This window comes from Pseudomonas tremae (assembly GCF_001401155.1).
In the GTDB taxonomy this organism is placed as follows: Bacteria; Pseudomonadota; Gammaproteobacteria; order Pseudomonadales; family Pseudomonadaceae; genus Aquipseudomonas; species Aquipseudomonas tremae.
The window spans coordinates 1-21,106 of sequence record NZ_LJRO01000467.1; the positions used below are offsets into that span (position 1 = coordinate 1).

The 21,106-nt window shown below is 56.4% G+C and carries 18 protein-coding genes and 1 tRNA gene; 5 read left to right on the forward strand and 14 right to left on the reverse strand.

What is annotated here, in order from left to right; translation table 11 throughout:
* Positions 1–226 precede the first annotated feature (226 nt).
* Genes ALO43_RS25820 through ALO43_RS25830 form a run of 3 tightly spaced genes read right to left on the reverse strand, consistent with a single transcriptional unit; the run spans position 227 to position 4,458 of the window.
* A complete protein-coding gene (locus ALO43_RS25820) occupies positions 227–1,327 on the reverse strand; it encodes a hypothetical protein (RefSeq protein ID WP_054998369.1) in 1,101 nt (366 codons plus the stop codon).
* Positions 1,324–3,972 carry a type IV secretory system conjugative DNA transfer family protein gene (locus tag ALO43_RS29675; protein WP_147461970.1) on the reverse strand — a complete coding sequence of 883 codons (2,649 nt, stop codon included), beginning with the start codon at positions 3,970–3,972 and terminating at the stop codon, positions 1,324–1,326. The genes ALO43_RS25820 and ALO43_RS29675 overlap by 4 nt, the downstream gene beginning before the upstream one ends.
* Before the next feature lie 45 nt (positions 3,973–4,017).
* Complete coding sequence (locus tag ALO43_RS25830) at positions 4,018–4,458, reverse strand: conjugal transfer protein TraD (protein ID WP_054998370.1); 441 nt, start codon at positions 4,456–4,458, stop codon at positions 4,018–4,020.
* A gap of 250 nt (positions 4,459–4,708) precedes the next feature.
* On the opposite strand from ALO43_RS25830, the gene ALO43_RS25835 reads away from it, so the two are divergent.
* On the forward strand, positions 4,709–6,166 hold the full coding sequence (locus ALO43_RS25835) for a MobA/MobL family protein (RefSeq protein WP_217999791.1): 1,458 nt from the start codon (positions 4,709–4,711) through the stop codon (positions 6,164–6,166).
* Between the two features lie 15 nt (positions 6,167–6,181).
* Here the strand turns inward: ALO43_RS25835 and ALO43_RS25840 are convergent, their stop codons facing one another.
* The 4 genes from ALO43_RS25840 to ALO43_RS25855 all read right to left on the reverse strand — a co-directional run bounded on the left by ALO43_RS25840 (position 6,182) and on the right by ALO43_RS25855 (position 8,018).
* Positions 6,182–6,460, reverse strand: coding sequence for a hypothetical protein (locus ALO43_RS25840; protein WP_054998371.1), 279 nt, complete (start codon positions 6,458–6,460; stop codon positions 6,182–6,184).
* Positions 6,445–6,708 carry an XRE family transcriptional regulator gene (locus ALO43_RS25845; protein ID WP_235662525.1) on the reverse strand — a complete coding sequence of 88 codons (264 nt, stop codon included), beginning with the start codon at positions 6,706–6,708 and terminating at the stop codon, positions 6,445–6,447. The genes ALO43_RS25840 and ALO43_RS25845 overlap by 16 nt, the downstream gene beginning before the upstream one ends.
* Positions 6,709–6,860: 152 nt before the next feature.
* Positions 6,861–7,790 (reverse strand): plasmid replication initiator TrfA, encoded by a 930-nt coding sequence (trfA, locus tag ALO43_RS25850; protein ID WP_268873851.1) that lies wholly within the window; start codon positions 7,788–7,790, stop codon positions 6,861–6,863.
* Positions 7,791–7,799: 9 nt separating this feature from the next.
* The gene (locus ALO43_RS25855; protein ID WP_017699295.1) at positions 7,800–8,018 is read right to left on the reverse strand and encodes a hypothetical protein; all 219 of its coding nucleotides are present in this window, start codon (positions 8,016–8,018) and stop codon (positions 7,800–7,802) included.
* Positions 8,019–8,106: 88 nt separating this feature from the next.
* Here ALO43_RS25855 and ALO43_RS29680 point away from each other — a divergent pair, with 88 nt between their 5' ends.
* A complete protein-coding gene (locus tag ALO43_RS29680; protein ID WP_235662524.1) occupies positions 8,107–9,522 on the forward strand; it encodes a MarR family transcriptional regulator in 1,416 nt (471 codons plus the stop codon).
* Between the two features lie 93 nt (positions 9,523–9,615).
* Here ALO43_RS29680 and ALO43_RS25865 read toward each other — a convergent pair whose 3' ends face one another.
* From ALO43_RS25865 to rpsU, 6 genes are all read right to left on the reverse strand, one after another.
* On the reverse strand, positions 9,616–10,683 hold the full coding sequence (locus tag ALO43_RS25865; RefSeq protein WP_054998373.1) for a tyrosine-type recombinase/integrase: 1,068 nt from the start codon (positions 10,681–10,683) through the stop codon (positions 9,616–9,618).
* 127 nt (positions 10,684–10,810) lie between these two features.
* Positions 10,811–10,887: transfer RNA gene (locus tag ALO43_RS25870), tRNA-Ile, on the reverse strand.
* A gap of 15 nt (positions 10,888–10,902) precedes the next feature.
* Positions 10,903–13,380 (reverse strand): sensor domain-containing protein, encoded by a 2,478-nt coding sequence (locus ALO43_RS25875; RefSeq protein WP_054998374.1) that lies wholly within the window; start codon positions 13,378–13,380, stop codon positions 10,903–10,905.
* Positions 13,381–13,657: 277 nt separating this feature from the next.
* Positions 13,658–15,505, reverse strand: coding sequence for an RNA polymerase sigma factor RpoD (gene rpoD, locus ALO43_RS25880; protein WP_005896584.1), 1,848 nt, complete (start codon positions 15,503–15,505; stop codon positions 13,658–13,660).
* Between the two features lie 67 nt (positions 15,506–15,572).
* Positions 15,573–17,528, reverse strand: a complete 1,956-nt coding sequence (gene dnaG, locus ALO43_RS25885; RefSeq protein ID WP_054998375.1) for a DNA primase — start codon at positions 17,526–17,528, stop codon at positions 15,573–15,575.
* A 469-nt stretch (positions 17,529–17,997) separates the two neighbouring features.
* The gene (gene rpsU, locus ALO43_RS25890) at positions 17,998–18,213 is read right to left on the reverse strand and encodes a 30S ribosomal protein S21 (RefSeq protein ID WP_002551877.1); all 216 of its coding nucleotides are present in this window, start codon (positions 18,211–18,213) and stop codon (positions 17,998–18,000) included.
* A gap of 197 nt (positions 18,214–18,410) precedes the next feature.
* On the opposite strand from rpsU, the gene tsaD reads away from it, so the two are divergent.
* Positions 18,411–19,436 carry a tRNA (adenosine(37)-N6)-threonylcarbamoyltransferase complex transferase subunit TsaD gene (gene tsaD / locus ALO43_RS25895; protein WP_024669224.1) on the forward strand — a complete coding sequence of 342 codons (1,026 nt, stop codon included), beginning with the start codon at positions 18,411–18,413 and terminating at the stop codon, positions 19,434–19,436.
* A gap of 33 nt (positions 19,437–19,469) precedes the next feature.
* Here tsaD and plsY read toward each other — a convergent pair whose 3' ends face one another.
* Complete coding sequence (gene plsY / locus ALO43_RS25900) at positions 19,470–20,039, reverse strand: glycerol-3-phosphate 1-O-acyltransferase PlsY (protein WP_005896597.1); 570 nt, start codon at positions 20,037–20,039, stop codon at positions 19,470–19,472.
* Positions 20,040–20,113: 74 nt separating this feature from the next.
* Between plsY and folB the strand changes: the two genes are divergently transcribed.
* Together folB and folK are read left to right on the forward strand one after the other, a co-directional pair.
* Positions 20,114–20,467 carry a dihydroneopterin aldolase gene (folB, locus tag ALO43_RS25905; RefSeq protein ID WP_024669225.1) on the forward strand — a complete coding sequence of 118 codons (354 nt, stop codon included), beginning with the start codon at positions 20,114–20,116 and terminating at the stop codon, positions 20,465–20,467.
* Complete coding sequence (gene folK, locus ALO43_RS25910; RefSeq protein WP_024669226.1) at positions 20,458–20,982, forward strand: 2-amino-4-hydroxy-6-hydroxymethyldihydropteridine diphosphokinase; 525 nt, start codon at positions 20,458–20,460, stop codon at positions 20,980–20,982. Before folB ends, folK begins: the two co-directional genes overlap by 10 nt.
* Positions 20,983–21,106 lie beyond the last annotated feature (124 nt).

The following is a 21,106-nucleotide window of genomic DNA, read 5'->3' on the forward strand; positions in this document are numbered from 1 at the left end:
TTTCGCGGGCGCGAAAATCTATGGTTGCTGGTGAGAGCCAGCGCGACAAGTCACCCTGGCTCTCACCAGCTCGTTTGGAAGCACACTGTTGAGTGTCCAAACGAGCTGCAAGCACTGTTATTTGCTCAGCGCGCAGATGAGGTTCCGAACCGTCCATGATTTTCGCGCGCGAGAAAATGAAGAGGCCTCGATGAAGTAGAAACAGCCCGGAGTTCTGTCACAGCTATCAATTTTTAGCTCCCGTCAGCGGGTTGTAGCCTTGGGCCGCGCATCTGGCTCTCGCCATGATGCTGGCCGTGCATTCCCTTTGCTTCGCTTCTGCCGCAGCTTCCGATTGGCGTTTCGCCGCCGCTAGTCGGCGCTCGGAGTCCTGCTCTGCTCGGCGTGTAGCCTCGACGGCTGCGCTGGCCTGGCGATCAGTGTCACGTTGGCGCTGAATAGAAAGGCGCTGCGCTTTCTGTTGCTCGCGTTCTGCCTGCTGCTCCGCCTGTCGGGCGTCCCGCTCTACCTGACGTGCTTGATTCTGGGCTTCTAACTTTGCCCGTTGCTCCTGGCGTTCTGCGTCTCTCTCCGCTTTACGGATCGCGCTGCTGAGCGTGTCAATGGATGCTGTAGGTGTCGGTTGCTGCGGCTCTGACTGCTGTTCTCGATCGTAATAACCGGAAGTTTGCTCTGTTGCCGCTGCTGGCCCGAGCGCCCCTGCCTTATCGCCGTTCAGTTGCACATCTAGTCGATGAACCAGGGTCTCAGTCTGAGCCTGTAGCTTGAACCCTTCTTGCAACACCGGTAGGGCATTGAGTACGCCATCTGACAAGCGCTGATAGTCGAACCGAGAGGGCTGCTTGACCTCAAGCGCGCTTAGAAATAATTTTCCCTCAACGCTCAGCGGCACCTGTTGCTTCGTAAGATTTTTGAACGGTGATGTCTCGATGAGCTGCTGTGCCTGATCGTATTTTTCCTGTTGTGCCGCTGCTTTCTGAAGGACCTGTTCCGGGCTTGGCGCTTTGATACGCGACAGCTGCGCCTGAAGGTTAGACGTCTGTTCGGTTGCAACTTCTCGCAGCCACTCAGGCTGGTCCGCTATCAAAACTTGCAGGCGAGAAAGTGCTGCCTCAGTGTGTTGCACCGATTGGGCGCTTAGCGCATTGATTGCTTCAAGGCGTTGAACGGCCTCGCCAGCTTTCATTGCGGGATATCGGTAGGCATACACGACTGCAACTAAAAGCAGAGCCAGTGCAAGGAGGGTGGCTGGAGAAGTGGACCCTGGCCAATACCAGCGACCCTCTGTTTCACGCATCACGGGCATACGAATTTCAGTAGTCATCATGCAGTACCCCCCTGTGTTTTCGGATACAACCGGATTACGTCCCGACGTTGAATACGTCCACGATTGATGATTGCTATCGCAGTACCAGGGATGGCGAGCAACGTATCAATCTCATCAGGCTGGATAAGGGGCGATAGCTCTAGCTGTAGCGATGGACGCTGTGGTGCCTGAGTTGAATCATCCGGCACTACCATTCCATTCAGCCAGTTCATGGCCTTGGGAGTCCACTGACGGTGCCAAAGACCGATAGCGTAAGACAGACGTGGCGCGCCAAAGCGACTCTGTCGATTCAGCGTCGTCGATTGCATTGCTTGATCCGTACCGGAGTTAGCGTATAGGCCAAGGTCGCTTGCCGCGTCTGGTAGTCCTTGGAAGCTTTGTGTTGAGGCCTTCCACACATGGCCACCACGCTTGGAAACGTAATTGTTTGAATCGTCTGTACGGGGAGCTAAAGCAATGATGCTGGCCAGGTTACCGAGCATCTGAACCGCACCATCACGCTCCAGGCGTTTGTATAACCCGTCGACGTTTTGCGTTGCAAACATTAGGTACAGGCCCAGGCTGCGTGCTACAGGAACAGTCTCTAAGTCTGCTTTGGTCAATAGGTTCTGAACTTCGTCGGCTGCAAGTAACACGGGCCGGTGGCCTTCCAGATGTTGCCAATTGTCGCCGCGTTTTTTCACCGCGTCGTAGACTCGTCGCATGCATAGGGCCGAGATCGCAACCCCGCCAATACCATATTCCGATTCCGGTAATAGGAGTCCGATTTTCTGGCCGGTCATTACTCCCTCAACCCTGAAGTGGGTATCAGTTGTATTGACCCAAGGCCCCAGCTTTTCTTGAAGCAGGATGTTCCCCAACCAAGTCCTCAGCATGTTGCTGATGCAACCTGCAGTCTTCTCTGGGAAATCGGGATACTCCAACAACCAGTAGTGAGCAGCTGCGAGCAGGCGGCCGCTGTGGTCAATCTCGTTTGATATGGGGTCTAGCCAGTCCGCTCGCTCTTGATGGCTTGCCAGGCAAAACTGCTGGATTTGTGTCAGCGTATAGGGAAGATCGGGATGTGCTTCCACTAGGATTGCCGCCATACGCAGCATCAGGCGGGCAGAGTCCCGCCAGAAGGTATCTCCTTTCCCGTCGTCGCAAACGTCGGGCAAAACATCAGCCAGAGCATCTGGCGTCATCTCGTAGATAGGATTGAATGGGCCGTGGTCCGGGCTGATGAGCGTGTAGCCGTCGATACCATGGAACTCAAGCGGCAGTGCACCCTTACCATCGAGCACCAGAAGACCTCCTAGATCGCCATCGATCCACTGTTTGGTGAGCGGACGAATGACCCCTGAAGTTTTGCCCGTGCCGCTAGCTCCTAGCACACCGACATGAGTAGCCAGATCTGTAACCGACAGGCCAAACGGTATACCCGCTTCTGTAGGTGCTAGCGGGTCACGTCGTTGCGCTAACAAGCCAGTACTGGTTCCGAGTTGAATGAAAGGAGAGCTGTCCGTTTTGGCGTTTTTGATCTGCTCATTCCGTGCTTCCTCCAAGTGCTGGAAATACGCGCGCCCGGCCTTGTCGATTAACAGCTCGGTACCGCTTTCACGCACGGCTTGATCAAGCAGCATTGCGCGAACCGTAAGAGGAGATTTGGCCGTGAAGGTAAGATAGATTGCGAAACCCCACATACCTAAAACGTATAGCCAATTAATCAGCTGAGCATCCAGTCGAACGAATGTGTCCAGATGTTCACGATAGGATGCCGAGAGTCCCACAAAAATCAGGGCTGGAATAATGACTATTTTAAGGACAAGGAGAAATACAGACGGGTCCGTTTCCTTCTGCGCCGGTTGTGCTTTTTCCTGATCACGCGGAATCCAGAAGGCAACACGTTTCCAAACCAAAAGGGCGAAATAATCCAAGACCGCAAGCATGGGCGATGAGATTGCGAGAGCCGGAGTTAGCATTACTAAACCAACCATGAACAGCACCGCCTTCGTGGTCATCCATTCAGAGCGAACAGCGGAAAACTCTAGGTCGGTGGCTAGTACTTGTCCCGTGACAGACTGGCCGTTGGAGTCTGTCACCAAAAGCCGGGCGCGGTCTGCCAAATCGGGCGGAGTTCCTGGCTCCAAATCACGAATAACGCACCGGGAAATAATGCTTTTCACTGAGTCGATTTCATCCTGACGTACAGGTGTTCTTGGCAGGAGTATTTGAGCGATCAGAGGGCCAAATAGTGTTGCAGAACAACACAGCAAAACGCTAAGCCATACAGTGATCGTAAACGCCAGAGGGATGAGAGTGTCATTTGTTGTCGTTCCGGCTTTGTTCACTAAAACATAAGTTAAAAATAATCCGATGAGCATCAGCGCCGGAACAGCCAACCAAGTTCGTTTTGCCCAAATACGTTGCGCGAGGAAAACACCAATTTGAGACAGCGAGAGCCTCTGAGCCATTCTTTCGATATGATCATTTGATAGCCCGTCATGCTCAGTATCCGTTCCACTGATCCAGTAAACTTGTGGATCTAGCACACCCTCATACTTGCGCCTGATGACAGTGCGCATTCGTTCCTGTTCGTGATGTAGAAGCCAGTACTTTGTCTTTGACACAGGGTCATCAAAAAAACTATTTTTTGAAGTGCTCATTATTATCGCCTATACAAGAAGTGATTAAGGTGCGGCTGGTAGCCGCTAATTTTTTCTTGGCCGCTCACGACTCGCGAGGAGTGCGTCTCCCGTTCGCTTCCACTCAGTCCTCACCGCATCGGTGACGGACGTTTCCTCAACCCCAATCAGAGCGCCTAGTAACTCGCCGCGATCAATCAACGGGCTTCCTGTCTTCGTATCGACTAGGCCCGCCAATATGAGTAGTCCCGCTGCTTGATAGAGCTCGCGGTCCCGGGCTTTACGTGCAGACTCTTTCTCTGCATTAACAATACGAGCTACATCGCTTCTGGCCTTCTGTGCCTTGGCTTCTGCCCACTCTGCCTTGATGAGAAAACTGAGCTTTCGCTCTTCGTCATTTGTTCGAGGGATTTTCTCTGAAAGCATCAGGAGTAATCGCTGTTGATCACTTGGTGATTTCAGATTTTTTATATGGAGAATTCTTTCGCTAAGCCATTTATCTTTCATTTCGCTTAATTACGCTAAGTTTGTTTTTAGGGTTTTAATTATAACTATTATATGTTTAATGTGCGCGCGGACTGCTTTATCCTTCCAGTATTGGAAGGCGCGCTTAGTTGTTTCTTCGTTCCTCAGAAACAGCGCGCCCTGCCGGGGGCAGAATCAAAAGCAAAATTTTCGCGGGCGCGAAAAACCAAGCGCACAGCGGAGGCGTATTTTCGCGCCCGCGAAAATTCAGGAGCGCAGAGGCAAAGCAGAAATGGCCATTGGGCGTTTGAGTATGAAGGTGGGAAAAGCCGGTAAGGCGGGCCCGCACGCGGCCTATATCGCCCGAGAAGGTAAGTACGCGGCCAGGCTTGATCAGAACGAAAAGTTGGAGGCTACCGAGTCGGGGAATATGCCGGTTTGGGCGCAGCACTGCCCGCAAGAGTTCTGGAATGCTGCTGACCGCAATGAGCGTAAAAACGGCACAACTTACCGTGAAATGGAAATAGCCCTGCCGCGTGAGTTGTCACCCCAGCAGCGAGCTAACCTAGTGCGTGATTTCGTGCGCAAGGAGGTTGGTGATCGCCATGCTTATCAGTGGGCCATCCACACGCCAAAGGCTGCAGATGGTGGCGAGCAGCCGCACGTGCATTTGATGTTCAGCGAGCGCCAGCGGGATCGTATCGAGCGTGACCCGGAGCAGTATTTCAAACGCTATAACGCAAAGAACCCAGCAGCTGGTGGAGCCCGCAAGGGCTATGGCCCAAGTGCTGGGCTTACCTTAAGTGCGGCAGAGCGCAAAGCTGAATTGCGTCAGCTGCGCGACCGTTGGGAGAAGACCTGCAATTCGCATTTGGAGCAGGCTGGAGCGGTTGAACGGATCGACATGCGTAGCCATGCAGAGCGGAATACTGGGCTAGTGCCAGAGCGTAAACATCTGCCCAGCGAGTGGAGAGATCCAGGGCAGCGCGCCAAGGTGATCGACTTCCGCCAGGCCCGTGCCGAGCTTTCTCAATCCCGTGAAGCTTTGCGGCGTGAAGTGCCGAGTGCAGGAGCTGAAATCATCAGCCTTGAGGCTGAACGTGAGCGGCGCATTGCAGAGCGAGTCAAGACAGGCGGAAGCTCATTTGATACCAGCATAAAAGCCGTCCAAGACAGGAGCCAAAACGACATGGTACAGAACTCAAAACAAGGTAAGGAGAAGGCCGAGCAGGCCAGTAGAGAGGAAGCTGGACGGATCGCCACAGCGCTTTCCCAGCAGAACGAACGTCGAGAAAACCAGATATCCCAGGGCAAGGGCCCGGAGGCAGAGAAAGAAGCACAAGCCTTGCAGGATAAAAAGGAGCGTCTGGAGCAGGAGAAAGCGGCTCAAGTGCAAAGCCGCCGAATGGAGCAAGCGAAACGCGACGAGAGTGATCGGTTGATTAATCAACTTCAACGGCAGAGCGAGCAAGAGTCAACCAAAAAGCCGAGCGCAATGGAGCAGATGAAGGCCAAGGCTGCTCAGCAAGGCCATGTTAAAGACCAAGGGCATGCTCGGGGTCAGAATGTTGTCAGCATCGATCAGATGAGGGCGCGGGCGGCTGAGAAGGGGCATGTGAATGACCAGACGCAGAGGCCTGATAATGAGCGGGCTAATACTCCTTTAACGCTGGAGCAGATGCAGATCGAGTCTGAGTCACGTCGCGTCACGAAAGAGCAGGAGCGTGACGAGCCAGGTCTGGAGCGGTAATCAGTATGAAAGAGGCTACAGCTTTAGCTCTTGCCGTAGTCTGGTGATCAGCCATTCCAGCTCGGGTGGCTGGATCTCCTCAAGAGCTTCTAGCATGGCTATCAGCTTGCGCTGGTGGCGCAGGGTGGCGTCCTCGATGGACTCGCCTGGCAGGGTTATGAATTCGCTTAGTTCTGTGTCGTCGAAAATCCCCCGCCAGACGGCCAGTCCTAGCGGATTTTTGGTCAGGTTGGCGAAGTAGTCCCGCCAGTAGCTGGGGTGTTCGACAGTTACGATGGTCATATCTTCCTGCATTGCTGAACCTCCTTATGCATGCGTTCCAGTTCGCCTGTTGAGCGTCCCTGGAATTGACCGGCCATTAGCTTGCTCAGTTCATCCAGAGGCACACCCATCAGCCTGGCTGCATGATCGAGAGTTATTCCCTTTGCCTCGATGGCCTGGGTCATTGCGGTCACTAACTGGGCTTTAGCCAGCATTGCCTTGGCTGTTGGATGACGAAGGTCGGCGTAGACATTGCCGCTGCTTGTTTCGATCATGCTCATCGAGATCACCGAGCCAGATTAAAATGATTAGAAAGGATTAAGGCATCACACACTTGTTGCGGAGCCCAGTAGCTCCGTGGGATGCAGCGGATTTAGCCTGTGGATAATTTAGCCAACGGTACGGTATTTTCTAGCCAACGGTACGGTAATTCCTAGTCGACAGTACGGTACTGCCTAGCCAACGGTACGGTATCTATTTTCCGTTTGGATCTACTGCCCTTTCTCCCCAGATGCCGGGATTGGCTGCTGCTTGGTGTTCGTTTGATGTGTACGAGGCCACCGCAGATCTCATAGCTGAACGGCTGCCCATGCAGGTCGCTGGCGAGCTGTAATGCGTCCAGTGCTCTGCGGAGGTTTTGCTCCCGACTGGATGGTGAGGCGTCAAGGCTGCCAGCCATCAGCATAATTGTGTCCACCGACATGGGTATGGGCTCGGCGTGGCTGGATAAAAAGCCGTGCAGCCATTGTGCGAGTGGCTTGGAGTTCAGACTCCGGCGAATAGACCAGTCAATGTGGGTGAATTCGTTTGGCCCAAACAGCTTGCTTAACTCGGGGTTAAGGGAGATGACCAGCTCATGCGTGATTTCGTCCCTGTAGATCGAGTCTACCAGACCACCGGTGTAGGAATGTCGTGTTGCGCTTATCTCAAGCGTGGCTGCTGCGAGTCGGAAAAGGCGCTTGTAGAGTGTTTTCCTGTTGTTGCCGGCGTCGGTCTTTCCTTGTTGCTTCAGAAGCTCGTACGCACTGGTCTTGAAGGATTTCCCCATCGTTTTCCGTCGTGCGATGTGCAACAGCGTGATCCAGACATCCAGGTCGCCTTGGTCTAGTCGCGGTCCGGTATATCTCATCCGCGTAGGCCGTTGAGTGTAAATTTCGGCTCGCTGCAGGTACGTCTGGCTACTGGATCGACTTGAGCCAAAGAGCGCTGAGCGCAGAGTGATATTGGGGACGCCCCTCACCTCATCTGGCCAGCTAGTCAGCTGGATCTCAAGCTGGCGGGCATCATGCTGTGCTACTGGTCGAGTGGACGGCCGATTGGAACGTGACTCTTTCAGTCGTGTAAGTGCAGCCAGGGTCGACACGGGCAGTTCTTAAGCTTCGTCAATAAAGCGAGCGACGCCGGCGACGCGGAAGTAAACGCGGCGGCCAATCTTGATCCTGCATGGCTTTAGGTTTCGGGCGATTTCATTGTCGCCGGACAGGGTGATGCGCAGTCCCTCAGGGCTGCGGTGAAGGATCTCTGCTACCTGCGATAGTGAGAGGAGGGGAGAGCCGCCATTGCTGGTCAGGATTAGTTCTTCTGTTGTCATGTTCCTGCACCTACTTGAGTAATGTAGGTGGAACACTACGAGTAATTACGCCTAGAATGAGATGAGTGTTTTTGACTTTTAGGCTGACATGGCTCGCGCTGATTACCTTGATCACCTGCTGACTAGCTTCACCAGCGACCCCCGTTGCTCGTCTGATTTCGGTTCGGGCTTTAAAGCAGTTCTTTCGGGGATTTCGGCGTCGTCCAGTCTTACCTCCAGGCGCTATCCAATCTGGCCCTTGGTTCGGAAGTACCTTGATGGGGCCTTTGAGGACTGCATCGAAAGCTACAACGGCGAGTGGGCAAGGGTGTTGCTGGCTGGAGTTCCTCTATCGGAGATGTCGCAGCGGCCGCCACATTTCTGGGCCGCTCCCTACATGAGTCCAGCCGAAAATAGAGATACCGCGCTGGCTGTTGAGATTGTGGCGAGTGATTTTGTGGGCGCAAAACCAGAAAGCATGCCCGAGATCGACTGGCAGCTCCTGAACCTGCAACGCTGGGATTCAAACTTGAGATTTGCAATACGCAGCTTGCTTGGGCCTTCAGGTGCGCCGCTTCCTGAGACTGCTGTTATATGTGGTGCTCTTGAGTCAGTGCGTGAGTTGTTTCGATTGTTCAGGCACTTCAGGCCAAAGCTCACCAAAGCTCTTAGGGATTGTGATGCGCTGATAGATGACCGCACCCGGCCCCAAGGCACGGCCTACTGTGAGCTCTGTTGGCGAGAAAGCATCAGGTCTAAAAAGCTGCAGGAGATTGACGCCGAAGAGCGGCAAGAGGTTAGAGCAGTGCTGCGTTCGCGCATTCTTGCTGAGGATGAACAGGGCGTCAGATGGGCGCAGGCGCTGATGCTGAAAACAAGCCGGCACCTTCCTCCCACAGCAGCGGTGATATCGAAATCAGAAGCTGCAGAAATCAGTCGTATATTTGAACGATTCAACGCCGAGCGAGTGTGGGCTGGGAATCTAAGTCAGCGTTATTGCTCAATCCACAAACCTGGGTCACCCAAATATCATGCGGATCTGCGTTACAAACCTGCATTTCAGCGCCAACTCGCGGTGCTGATGGGCTCGGCAAGGTCAGAGTTTGCGATCAATTTTCGTCCTCCTGATGCTGCTGACATGCAGGAAGTACGGAAGACAGCCTATGACCAGGTGCATTCAGGCCTGCATGCCATAGCTTCAGTCAGCGGTACGTCGATGGGGTTGCGTGAAAAAATCTGGCTCATGCATGGTGAGGGGCTCAGTCAGTCGGAAATGGCAAGGCGCGTGGGTGTTAAGCGTCAGACCATATTCAAAGCCAAAAAGAGTTTGGAGGAGCTGCTGAATACTCATCTTGCGGGTAGTTACCTTAATCCGATAACCGGCGAGGCTCAGGTGTCTGAGCGCATTCGGGACGATATTCGAGATGGGTTGAGGCGTGGGCTGCCAATCGCAGCCATCGCAAAAGAAGTGGGGCTTAGCAAGGGCACGGTAGATGGACTAGCTCGCCTGATTGGCGGCAGTTAGCCCTGGAATCTTTTCTAGTGGTAGCCGCTTTTGTCCCGGCGGATTCTCAGCCGGGAGAAACGTGGCTGGAGCTGTTAAGGACTGGTGATGACGTCAGGATTGCCTGGTGTCCAGTTTGTCCAATTTACTGACTAGGTCCTCAGCCCGCAGGTGCGTGTAGCGCTTGAGCATCTGCATCGACTTGTGCCCGCTGATGGCGGACACCTCTTGGTCGGATAGGCCGCCCTCGACCAATCGGCTTACAGCCTCATGGCGCAGATCGTGGAAGCGAAGATCAGGCATACCCAGCTTGGTTTTCAGCAAACCCCAGGTCTTGGTGAAGGCGTAGGGGCTGCGTTTGCCGTTTTTGCCTGGTTCGCCAAAGAACACCAGGTCACAGTCAATCGGACATATTGGGTTGTTCAGCGCTGCCTGGAAGGTCTCAGTGGCCCATTTGCTGAGTGGGACGGTGCGTGCGCTGTCGTTCTTGGTGTCGGAGAGACGCACCACGCGCTTTTTCATGTCGACCTGATGTCTGCGCAGGGATGTGATCTCAGAAGAGCGCATGCCGGTTTCCAGGGCGATACGGACGATCCAGCCAAGCATGGGGTTACTGTGATTGTTCACTGCTGTCAGCAGGCGGCGTTCCTCTTCTGCGGATAAGCGTCGGTCGCGGCCTTCGCCGGGGCTCGGTTTACGGATGTTCAGCACCGGGTTGAAGCTGAGCCCCAGGCCCCATTCCTGAATCGCCACGGTGAACAGGTGGCTCAGCAATGCCAGCTCCAGGCGCACGGTGTTGTTGCTGGTGGGTTTGCCGCGATTGGTGATCGAGGCTAGGCGGGTGTCGCGGTAGCCGGCGATGATTTCAGCAGAGAGGGCGGCCATGGAGTATTTACCCAGGTGGCTAATCAGCTGTTGGGCTTTGGTGGCTTCGGCGCGCTGCGTGGTCGGCTTCTTGGTGGGGCTGATTTCGCTGAGGTAGCGTTTCAGCGCCATTTCCAAAGTCATGCGCTCGGAGCCGCTGCGCTGGATATAAACGCCTCTGACCATTTCGTCTTCGGTGCGGCGCGCCCAGTCTTCTGCATCGCGCTTGGTGCGGAAGGTTTTGGTGTTGGTCGGCCAGCCAGTTTTGCGTACCAAGGCCTTCCAGGTGCCGGCTGCCGTTTTGACGATGGTGGCCATCTTTTCCTGCTCCCAAAGCGTACCGCTGTACCGGCACTGTACTGAATTTGTACCTTTGGACTATAGGACTGGTCTAGCTGTTTTTACTGCAGACATGAAAAAGCCGCGCAATGCGCGGCTTTGAGTATGGTGGGCCCACACGGACTCGAACCGTGGACCAAAGGATTATGAGTCCTCTGCTCTAACCAACTGAGCTATGGGCCCTCAGTAGGTCGCGGATTATAACGGCGGTTTCGCGGCTGTGCTATCCGAAAAGTCCGAAACATTCATAAGAAGAAATTTCGTGCTGAATTCGTCGGGGTTGAGGGGCAGGCTGATGATGTAGCCCTGGATCTGTTCGCAGCCTTCGTCGGTGAGGAATTTCTGCTGTTCGCTGTTTTCGACGCCCTCGGCGATTACGGTCAGTTGCATGCTGCGGCCGAGTGCGATGATGGCGCGGACGATGGCGGCGTCGTGGGTGTCTTCCGGGAGGCCGCGTATGAAGGACTGGTCGATCTTGAGGATGTCTAGCGGCAGCCGCTTGAGGTAGCTCAGTGAGGAGTAGCCGGTTCCGAAGTCGTCGATGGCCAGCTGGACGCCAAGGTTTTTCAGTTTGTGCAGCACGGCCAGTGCTTCCTGGGTCTGGCTCATGATGAAGTTTTCGGTGATTTCCAGTTGCAGGCAGTTAGGAACCAAGCCGTTGTCGGCAAGCAGTCGCTCGATGCGTTCGACCAGGTTTGGCTGGCGCAGTTGGGCGCCGGCCAGGTTGACCGATACCGGCCCGAACAGTTTGAAGGTCTTGCGCCATTTGCCCATTTTCAGGCACGCCTGCTCCAGCACCCAATCGCCAATCTGCAGGATCATGCCGTTTTCTTCCGCAAGCGGAATGAAATGTTCGGGCGGGACTTCGCCGAGGGTAGGGTGGCTCCAGCGGATCAGTGCCTCTGCGCCTACCAGTGTGCCGTCGAGGAGGCTGATCTTGGGCTGGAAGGCCAGGCTCAGCTGATTGCGGTCCAGTGCTCTTCTCAATTCCTGCTCGAGCGCTATGCGCTCGCTGGCCTGTTCGGTGAGGTCGCGGGTGTAGCACTCGACCCGGTTGCGGCCCTGTGCCTTGGAGCGGTACATGGCGGCGTCGGCATTTTTGACCAGGGTAGCTACATCGGTGCCATCGGTGGGGAACACGCAGCTGCCGATGCTCGAGCTGATATACAGCTCGTGCTCACCTAACTCGAACGGCGTGCTGAAACAGGCCAGCAGTTTGGTGGCGATGGCTTTGGCGTCGCTGGCGTGCAGCAGGCCAGGCAGCAGGACGATGAACTCGTCGCCGCCGAGGCGCGCCACGGTATCGATGTCGCGCAGGGTTTCCTTGAGCCGATGGGCGATGCCCTTGAGCAATAGATCGCCCACCGGGTGGCCCAGGCTGTCATTGATGTGTTTGAAGCGATCCAGGTCAAGGAACAGAACGGCGCCAAGGCTGCCGGACTCTTCGCTGTGCAGTAACGCTGACTGAAGGCGACTCTCGAACAGGGTGCGGTTGGGCAGGCCGGTGAGCGGGTCGTGGTGGGCCTGGTAGTCCAGGCGCGCCTGGGCCTGCTTGAGGCTGGAAATGTCTGCAAACACTGCGACGAAGTGGGTGAGCAGGTTTTCTTTGTTATGTACGGCGCTGATCGTCAGCCAGCTTGGGTACAGCTCGCCGTTCTTGCGCCGGTTGCTGATCTCGCCTTGCCAATGGCCTTCCGCTGTCAATTGATGCCACATGGAGGCGTAGAAAGCGCTGTCATGCTGGCCTGAAGCAAGCAGACGAGGTGTTTGGCCGATGGCGTCGCTTTCGCTGTACCCGGTTATTTCAGTAAAGGCGCGGTTGACGGCACTGATACGCTGGAAGGTGTCGGTGATCAGTACGCCTTCGGCCGTGCTCTCGAAAACCGTTGCGGCCAGCAGCAGCTTTTCCTGCATTTGCTGACTTTGGGTAATGTCCCGCGAAATGGTCAGCAGGCACTCTTCGCCAGCAATGATAAGCGGTTGCGAGGACAGCTCGCACAGCTTGATAGCACCGCTGGCAGTGCGCAGCCGGGCGCGGAAGTCCCGGGCCGAGCCATTACGCTTCATTTGTTCGATGAGTTGATAACGCTCGTTCAGATCAGCCCAGATGCCCAGATCGAACGTCGAGTGCTCAAGGCAGTATTGTTCGTCATACCCGGTGATCTGGCAGAAACCTTCATTGACCTCCAGCATCATTCCGTCCAGTTGGCGGGTGATGCCTAGCCCGTCGGGCGAAGCATGGAACGCCTTGGCGAACTTCTCTTCGGACATTTGCAATTGCTGTTGCGCCAGTTTGAGCTGGGTGATGTCTCGAACGACCACTAGCACCGCTTTCGTGGAACCCTGATCAAGCGGTTGCGCTGACATGAGCCCTGAAAAGGTTTCGCCGTTATGGCGACGGAAGGGGATCTCAAGATTGTGGATATCGCCGGTTTGCAGTTGCTGAAGAATCTTCGGCCCCATCCCGGGCACCGCCCATAGGTCCAGCTCGGTGGGGGTTTTGCCGATCACGTCATCTATGGCAAGCCCCGTCTGTTCGACGAACGCCTCGTTGGCATCCATGATGTGCCCATCAATGAGGCTGGCTATGATCATTGCGTCCGGGCATTGGGCGAAGACCGTCGCAAACCTGCCTTCTGACAGACGCAGGGCTTCCCGGTCGCTAATGTCGATCATTGGTCCACGCATAAGTGGTTCACTTCCGTGTCTGATCATTACTGAGATGTTGTGGCGCGGCCTTGGGCCAGGTGTCGAACCAGTGCCTGCCCCGAAAGCGCTGTATCCGGGTAGATACATAGTTGTAGGTCAATTCGCCGAGGCCTGCAATTAGACCGATGGCTGACAGCGCGTAATGTCGACCAGGTTGCATATCGGTCAGTCTGGAGGGGATTCTAGTTCGCCAGAAGCGCAAAACCCCCGGCAGGCCGGGGGTTTTGGTGACGCGCTAGTGCGATTACTCGTCGAGGAACGAGCGCAGATGCTCGCTTCGGGTCGGGTGACGCAGTTTGCGCAGTGCCTTGGCTTCGATCTGACGAATCCGCTCGCGGGTCACGTCAAACTGCTTACCGACCTCTTCAAGCGTGTGGTCGGTATTCATATCGATGCCGAAACGCATACGCAGAACCTTGGCTTCACGGGCGGTGAGGCCCGACAGCACTTCGCGTGTCGCTTCTTTCAGGCTTTCAACAGTGGCGACATCGATTGGCGACTGCATGGTCGAGTCTTCGATGAAGTCACCCAGGTGCGAATCTTCGTCGTCACCGATCGGGGTTTCCATGGAGATCGGCTCTTTGGCGATCTTCAGTACCTTGCGGATTTTGTCCTCAGGCATTTCCATGCGTTCGCCCAGCTCTTCCGGAGTCGGTTCACGACCCATTTCCTGCAGCATCTGGCGGGAAATACGGTTGAGCTTGTTGATCGTCTCGATCATGTGCACCGGAATACGAATGGTGCGTGCCTGGTCGGCAATCGAGCGAGTGATCGCCTGACGGATCCACCATGTGGCATACGTCGAGAACTTGTAACCACGACGGTATTCGAACTTGTCCACAGCCTTCATCAAGCCGATGTTGCCTTCCTGGATCAGATCGAGGAATTGCAGGCCACGGTTGGTGTACTTCTTGGCGATGGAGATCACCAGACGCAAGTTCGCTTCAACCATCTCTTTCTTCGCGCGGCGGGCCTTGGCCTCACCGATCGACATGCGACGATTGATGTCCTTGATCTCGGCGATTTTCAGGCCGGTCTCTTCTTCCAGTGCAGACAGCTTCTGCTGGCAACGCTGGATATCAGGTTGCAGACGAGCAATGGCTTCGGCGTACTTGCTCTTGCCTTTGGCCAGTGCGTCAGTCCAGCTTTCGTCAACTTCGTTGCCTGGGAACTGGCGCAGGAAGTCGGCGCGCGGCATACGTGCATCACGTACACACAGCTGCATGATGGCGCGTTCCTGGGCACGAAGGCGCTCTAGGGCACCACGCACACGCTCTACCAGACCTTCAAACTGTTTTGGAACCAGTTTGATCGGCATGAACAGTTCGGCAAGTGCAACCATTTCGGCAATGGCGTGCTTGTCGTCGCGGCCAAGCTTCTTCAGTGCCTTGCGGGTGATTTCCATCTGATCGGAAACCGCACCGAAGCGCTGCTGGGCGATGACCGGATCAGGGCCGCTCTCGACCTCGTCTTCTTCATCGCTGGCGTCTGCCGACTCTTCCTCTTCGTCGTCACCTTCTGCCTTGGCGGCTTTGGGGTCGACGGGCGGAGGCACTTCGGCAGGCGGCGCAATGCCGTCGTCCGGGTCGATATAACCGCTCAATACATCGGAGAGGCGACCGCCTTCGCTGGTGACACGTGTGTACTCGGAAAGAATATGGTCAACCGTGCCAGGGAAGTGCGCGATTGCGCCCATCACTTCACGGATGCCTTCTTCGATACGTTTGGCGATTTCGATTTCGCCTTCACGGGTCAGAAGCTCAACGGTGCCCATTTCACGCATGTACATACGAACGGGATCGGTGGTGCGCCCGATGTCGGTCTCGACCGCTGCCAATGCTGCGGCCGCTTCTTCAGCGGCTGCCTCATCGGTATCGGCGTCGGCCAGCATCAAGGCGTCCGCATCCGGAGCACTCTCGTGTACCGGGATCCCCATGTCGTTGATCATGCGGATGATGTCTTCCACCTGCTCGGGATCTGAAATATCCTCGGGCAAGTGGTCGTTGACCTCTGCGTAAGTCAGATACTTCTGCTCACGACCCAGGGTGATCAACTCTTTGATACGAGATTGCTGTTGCGCTTTTCCGGACATAACACCCTATCCACTGAAGGTCTTGGCGGGCAAAAAACAAGCCGAGGATTATACCCGAGCTATGACCTCACGCGCCAGTTGAGGTCGGGTTTTGTGCAGAATCATTACGACTGAGCAGCTTTACAAGCTGCGCTTTCTCTTCGGCCGTCAGGCCGGTGTCACGATCTTTTCTGATCAATTGATCAATATTTCGCGAACGTTGGTCCGCCGATAGCTTAGTTATAGTGTCGAAAAACTGTTGTTCAAGGTTGTCGGCCTCAATCAGCCACTCCTTTTCGGCCAGGGCACGCAACAAGCGGCCCTGCTCGGTCCCATGCCATCGTGCTATCAACTGTAACGACCGCAGGTTGGGATTCTTTTGCCTCGCTTCGATGAGCGCGACAAGTAATTGTGCGATTGACTGGTCTTCTGCCGCGAAATGGCTGGCATTTTCGACCTTTTCGGCGAGTTCCGGGTGGTGCAGCAGTGTCCGCAAGGCGGCCTGCATCGGCGGCTCGACCGCTGTCGGGAGGCGTGGCGTGCGCGGTTCGAAGTCCTGACGCTTGCCTTTTTTGCCCCAGGGCTTGTTGTCCCATTTTTTTTGATTCGGGCCGCCGGTTTTCTTCGCCGTCCATTCCTGCGGCTGTTCGTAGCCGCCCTGTGGCTGATAGTCGGCGAAGTCAGGCATCGCATCGTAATCGACATACGGGTTGTAGCTTGGCGGCGCATCAGCGGGTGCGCTTTGCACCAGCTGGCTGACGGCCTCGCCAGTGAGCCCGGTTATTTCGGTCAGGCGCTGACGCATCAGAATACGCAGGTTGGCGCCTGGCACTTTATCGATCAATGGTGCTGCGAGCGTGGCCATGTGCGCTTTGCCTTCAAGCGAGCGCGGGTCGGATTCTTTGGTCAGTTGCTCGAAAAAATAGTCGGCCAGCGGCTGGGCATGTTGATTGATGCGCGCCTTGAACGCGTCGGTGCCTTCGGAGCGCACCAGTGTGTCCGGGTCTTCGCCTTCAGGCAGGAACAGAAAGCGCGCCCGCCGACCGTCCTGAAGGTTCGACAGGGTAGCCTCAAGCGCTCGCCATGCTGCGTTGCGCCCGGCCTGATCGCCGTCGAAACAGAACAAGACGTTCGGCACGACCCTGAACAGGCGTTTCAGATGCTCTTCGCTGGTGGCGGTGCCCAGCGTGGCCACGGCATTGCGCAAGCCTTGCTGGGCCAGGGCGATCACGTCCATGTAGCCTTCAACGACAATGATTTCATCGAGGTTGCGATTGAATTTGCGCGCTTCGAACAGCCCGTAGAGCTCCTGGCCCTTGTGGAAAACAGGTGTTTCCGGGGAGTTCAGGTACTTGGGTTTGTCATCACCCAGCACGCGCCCGCCAAAGGCGATGACCCGGCCTCGGGAGTCGCGGATCGGAAACATGACCCGGTCGCGGAAGCGGTCATAACGTTTGCCGGTTTCGGCGTTCTCGATCAGCAGGCCTGCGTCGATCATGACCTTTTGCTGTAACGAATCGCTGCTCAGGTGCTTGTAAAGGTTGTCCCAGCCAGGCGGCGCGAAGCCCAGGCCGAAATCCCTGGCTATTTCACCGGAAAGACCACGGCCCTTGAGGTAATCCACCGCTGCCTTGCGCGATGGATGGCTTTTCAGGGCTTGACGATAGAACTCTGCGGCAGCGGTCAGCAGCGGGTAAAGCGGAGAATCGGTCGGCTGACGAGGCTTCTGACCCTTGACCCCCTGTTCGCGGGGCACTTCCATGCCGGCGGCTTTGGCGAGGTCTTCGACAGCCTGGGGGAAATCCAGGTTGTCGTGGTCCATGATGAAGCCGAGTGCGTTGCCGCCTGCGCCGCAGCCAAAGCAGTAGTAAAACTGTTTGTCCGGACTGACGCTGAAAGAGGGTGTCTTCTCTTTGTGAAAAGGGCAGCACGCGCTGTAGTTCTTGCCGGATTTCTTGAGCTGCACGCGCGAACTGACAACATCGACAATGTCGGTGCGGTTCAGAAGGTCGTCGATAAAGCTCTGGGGGATCAGCCCGGCCATGGCGTTCTCGTCATTCAAGCGTGTTGCAGAAGTATCGGGAGACTCTACGAGCGTTCCGTCAGCCTGTCAGCCGTCTTTTTGCATTGAAAAGGCAACAAGCGGGCACGTCTTTGCATCCGAAGGTCGGTGCTGTGTTCTTGAATAAAAGGGGACAAGTGATTGTGCAGACAGGTCATCGAGCCAAAGGCTTGAATGCGCATTCCAGTTGCCTGAAACGACGCTGCCTTGGCTGAGCTTCTTGCGAAGTCATCAAGGCATACTCGTCTTGTCATTGGTCGATCTGCTGCCCGAGTGGGCGTGACCAATGCTGCCTGTGAACAGGCTGGACGTGCTTGACTGGATGTATGGGTCGCATCGGCGGCCTGGACAGTTCAATCAATCTAGCTAACGCAAAACAGCAAAGCTTTAACTGCCGACAGCCCGGCTGTGTGGCCGGGCAAGGCAGAAGCTTGCGACGAAAGTCTGTAAATTAATACAGACGAACGGCGCGGCGCTGTTCGCGCTGGACTTTCTTGGCGTGGCGTTTGACAGCAGCTGCTGCCTTGCGCTTACGCTCCGAAGTCGGCTTCTCGTAAAATTCGCGGCTACGAACTTCAGCCAGAACACCGGCTTTTTCGCAGGAGCGCTTGAAACGACGCAGAGCTACGTCGAAGGGTTCGTTCTCTTTAACTTTGACGGCTGGCATCCAGAGCTACCTTCATTCATTACCGGGGTCAACGCTTAGTGCAAACACTGCACAAAAGTACGTCGGTTTTTAAGGGTTGCGGATGTTAACCCCTCATTGAGAGGAATGCAAAGCCTCTGATCGAAAACCGCTGGTCGGCACCTCGGGTGGCGACTATTATGCGCGCCTTCAAACCTGCCCCCAACAAGGCGCAACCCATGCTAGTACTGGGATTAGAAACCTCCTGCGACGAAACCGGCGTCGCGTTATATGACAGCGAACGCGGTTTGCTGGCAGACGCATTATTCAGTCAAATCGACCTGCACCGCGCTTACGGCGGGGTAGTGCCGGAGCTTGCCTCGCGTGATCACGTCAAGCGCATGCTGCCCCTGATCCGCCAGACACTGGCCGAAGCCGACTGTGTTGCCACGGATATCGATGCTATTGCATACACCGCCGGTCCTGGCCTGGTGGGTGCGTTGCTGGTCGGTGCGTCGTGCGCTCAGGCGCTGGCATTTGCGTGGGATATTCCCGCGCTGGGTGTTCACCACATGGAGGGCCATTTGCTGGCCCCGATGCTGGAAGAGAACCCGCCGCAGTTTCCGTTCGTCGCTCTGCTGGTGTCAGGTGGTCATACCCAGCTGGTGCGTGTCGACGGCATCGGCCAGTACGAGCTGCTGGGCGAGACGCTGGATGATGCCGCAGGCGAAGCGTTCGACAAGACCGCGAAGATGATGGGCATGCAGTATCCCGGTGGCCCGGAGATCTCGAAGGCGGCCATGAAGGGTGTGCCGGGGCGTTTTGTCTTCCCCAGGCCGATGACTGATCGCCCGGGGCTGGCATTCAGTTTCAGCGGGTTGAAAACCTCTGCGCTCAATACCTGGCAGCAGCGCCAGAGTGCTGGAGACGACAGTGAGCAAACCCGCTGCGACATCGCGCTGGCCTTCCAGCAGGCGGTGGTGGAGACTTTGACCATCAAGTGCAAGCGCGCGCTCAAGCAGACCGGGCTCAAGAGCCTGGTCATCGCTGGCGGCGTCAGTGCCAACAAGGCGCTGCGGGTTTCGCTGGAGAGCATGCTAGGCGACCTGCGTGGGCATGTTTATTACGCCCGGCCGGAATTCTGCACTGACAACGGCGCGATGATCGCCTTTGCCGGCTGCCAGCGTCTGCAGGCAGGGCAGAAGGAAGATTTGAGCATCAGTGTGCAGGCGCGCTGGCCTATGGAGCAGTTGTCGGGAATCTGAACGTGCGTGAGGGTGGCGTTTTTGCACTTTCGCTCAGAAATGCCGTTCGCGCCCGGCGAGCAGGTCGCGTAGATTGCCGCGATGGCGCCAGACGATGAGCAGGGTCAGCACGCTCATTGGCAGCAAGGCGTGAGGTTCCTGCCAGGCCAGTAACGGCAGCGTCAGGGGCGTGGCGATCAGCGCCGCAAGCGAGCTGGTTCGGGTCAGGTAGAAGGTCAGCAGCCAGGCGACTATCGCCAGTGCTGCTGCAGGTGGATATAGCCCGAGCAATACGCCGGCAGCAGTTGCCACGCCTTTGCCGCCGCGAAACCTGAAGTACAGCGGGAACAGGTGGCCGAGCACGGCGCAGACGCCGAGCCAGCCTTGTTGCGATGGATCAAGGCCCCAGGCGCCGGCGAGAAGTACCGGAACCATGCCCTTGCAGAGGTCGCCGAGCAGAGTAAGGATGGCCAGTTTCTTTCCGGCCAGACGCAACATGTTGGTGGCGCCGGCATTGCCGGAACCGCTGGCGCGCGGGTCCGGGCTGCCACTGAGACGGCTGAGCAGGATGGCAAAGGACAGTGAGCCGAGCAGGTAGGCGAAAGTCGCCAGTAACCAAAACATGCTAACCATTCCGGGCGAGGATGCCCTGATTCTAACGGCGCATCGCGCCCTTGTCGTGCAGTGGAGAGTAGTGCTTGGACAGAGTTTTCATTGAGGGCCTTGAGGTCGATACCGTCATCGGCGCGTATGACTGGGAGCGCGGCATTCGTCAGTGCCTACGTCTGGACCTCGTTTTTGCCTGGGACAATCGCCCTGCCGCTGCGGGTGACGACCTGAGCAAGGCGCTCGACTACGCCAGTGTTTCAGCACGCATTCAGGCGTTTGCCGAGCAGGCGCAGTTTCAACTGGTCGAGACCTTCGCCGAACGTCTGGCTGAAGTGCTGATGAGCGAATTCAATATCCCCTGGCTGCGTCTGAAAGTGACCAAGCCGGGCGCCGTTGCTGCCGCCTCCGGCGTCGGCGTGGAGATCGAGCGCGGATGTCGCTGACCCGGATTTTCCTCGGTCTGGGGAGCAACATCGAGCGTGAGCGGCACCTGCAGGCGGGGCTTGAGGCGCTGGATGGTTTTTTGACCGACATGACTTGCTCGCCGGTGTTCGAGAGCCATGCAGTGGGCATCAAGAGCGGGCCATTCTTCAATCTGGTGGTTTCGGCGCTGACCGAGCTGCCGCTGACCGAGCTCGACCGCCGCCTGAAATTCATCGAGGCGGACAACGGTCGATATGCGCCTGATCGTGTGGGTCTGCCGCTGGATATCGACGTGCTGCTGTACGGCGAACAGGTTGGCAATTTCGACGGGCTGATACTGCCGAGGGCTGAGATCCTCAAGAACGCCTTCGTTTTGCGCCCACTTGCATTGATCGCCCCCGAACGTGAGCATCCGGGAGTGGGTGTCTCGTTTGGCAAATTATGGGCTGATGCGCAGATAGATCAGCAGCTCTGGCCTGTTGCGTTTGAGTGGCGTGGTGTGGGGCTGACGCCTGAAGGTTTGCTGCGTAGCTGAGGTTGCTTGGGGTTCAGGGAAGACGCTTCTCGTGCGATGCAGGTAGTGAGGCTTCGTCGTCCGTCAGGGGCTGAAGATCGGGCGCGGAGCGTCCAGGGCTGCGCTACCACGCTGGAGCGTGGAA

What these genes read in the sequence shown, in the direction of transcription:
- ALO43_RS25820 (WP_054998369.1), bottom strand. Translation starts at nt 1,327, where the DNA reads ATGATGACTACTGAAATTCGTATGCCCGTGATGCGTGAAACAGAGGGT.
- ALO43_RS29675 (WP_147461970.1), bottom strand. Translation starts at nt 3,972, where the DNA reads ATGAGCACTTCAAAAAATAGTTTTTTTGATGACCCTGTGTCAAAGACA.
- ALO43_RS25830 (WP_054998370.1), bottom strand. Translation starts at nt 4,458, where the DNA reads ATGAAAGATAAATGGCTTAGCGAAAGAATTCTCCATATAAAAAATCTG.
- ALO43_RS25835 (WP_217999791.1), top strand. Translation starts at nt 4,709, where the DNA reads ATGGCCATTGGGCGTTTGAGTATGAAGGTGGGAAAAGCCGGTAAGGCG.
- ALO43_RS25840 (WP_054998371.1), bottom strand. Translation starts at nt 6,460, where the DNA reads ATGCAGGAAGATATGACCATCGTAACTGTCGAACACCCCAGCTACTGG.
- ALO43_RS25845 (WP_235662525.1), bottom strand. Translation starts at nt 6,708, where the DNA reads ATGAGCATGATCGAAACAAGCAGCGGCAATGTCTACGCCGACCTTCGT.
- ALO43_RS25855 (WP_017699295.1), bottom strand. Translation starts at nt 8,018, where the DNA reads ATGACAACAGAAGAACTAATCCTGACCAGCAATGGCGGCTCTCCCCTC.
- ALO43_RS29680 (WP_235662524.1), top strand. Translation starts at nt 8,107, where the DNA reads ATGGCTCGCGCTGATTACCTTGATCACCTGCTGACTAGCTTCACCAGC.
- ALO43_RS25865 (WP_054998373.1), bottom strand. Translation starts at nt 10,683, where the DNA reads ATGGCCACCATCGTCAAAACGGCAGCCGGCACCTGGAAGGCCTTGGTA.
- ALO43_RS25875 (WP_054998374.1), bottom strand. Translation starts at nt 13,380, where the DNA reads ATGATCGACATTAGCGACCGGGAAGCCCTGCGTCTGTCAGAAGGCAGG.
- rpoD (WP_005896584.1), bottom strand. Translation starts at nt 15,505, where the DNA reads ATGTCCGGAAAAGCGCAACAGCAATCTCGTATCAAAGAGTTGATCACC.
- dnaG (WP_054998375.1), bottom strand. Translation starts at nt 17,528, where the DNA reads ATGGCCGGGCTGATCCCCCAGAGCTTTATCGACGACCTTCTGAACCGC.
- rpsU (WP_002551877.1), bottom strand. Translation starts at nt 18,213, where the DNA reads ATGCCAGCCGTCAAAGTTAAAGAGAACGAACCCTTCGACGTAGCTCTG.
- tsaD (WP_024669224.1), top strand. Translation starts at nt 18,411, where the DNA reads ATGCTAGTACTGGGATTAGAAACCTCCTGCGACGAAACCGGCGTCGCG.
- plsY (WP_005896597.1), bottom strand. Translation starts at nt 20,039, where the DNA reads ATGTTTTGGTTACTGGCGACTTTCGCCTACCTGCTCGGCTCACTGTCC.
- folK (WP_024669226.1), top strand. Translation starts at nt 20,458, where the DNA reads ATGTCGCTGACCCGGATTTTCCTCGGTCTGGGGAGCAACATCGAGCGT.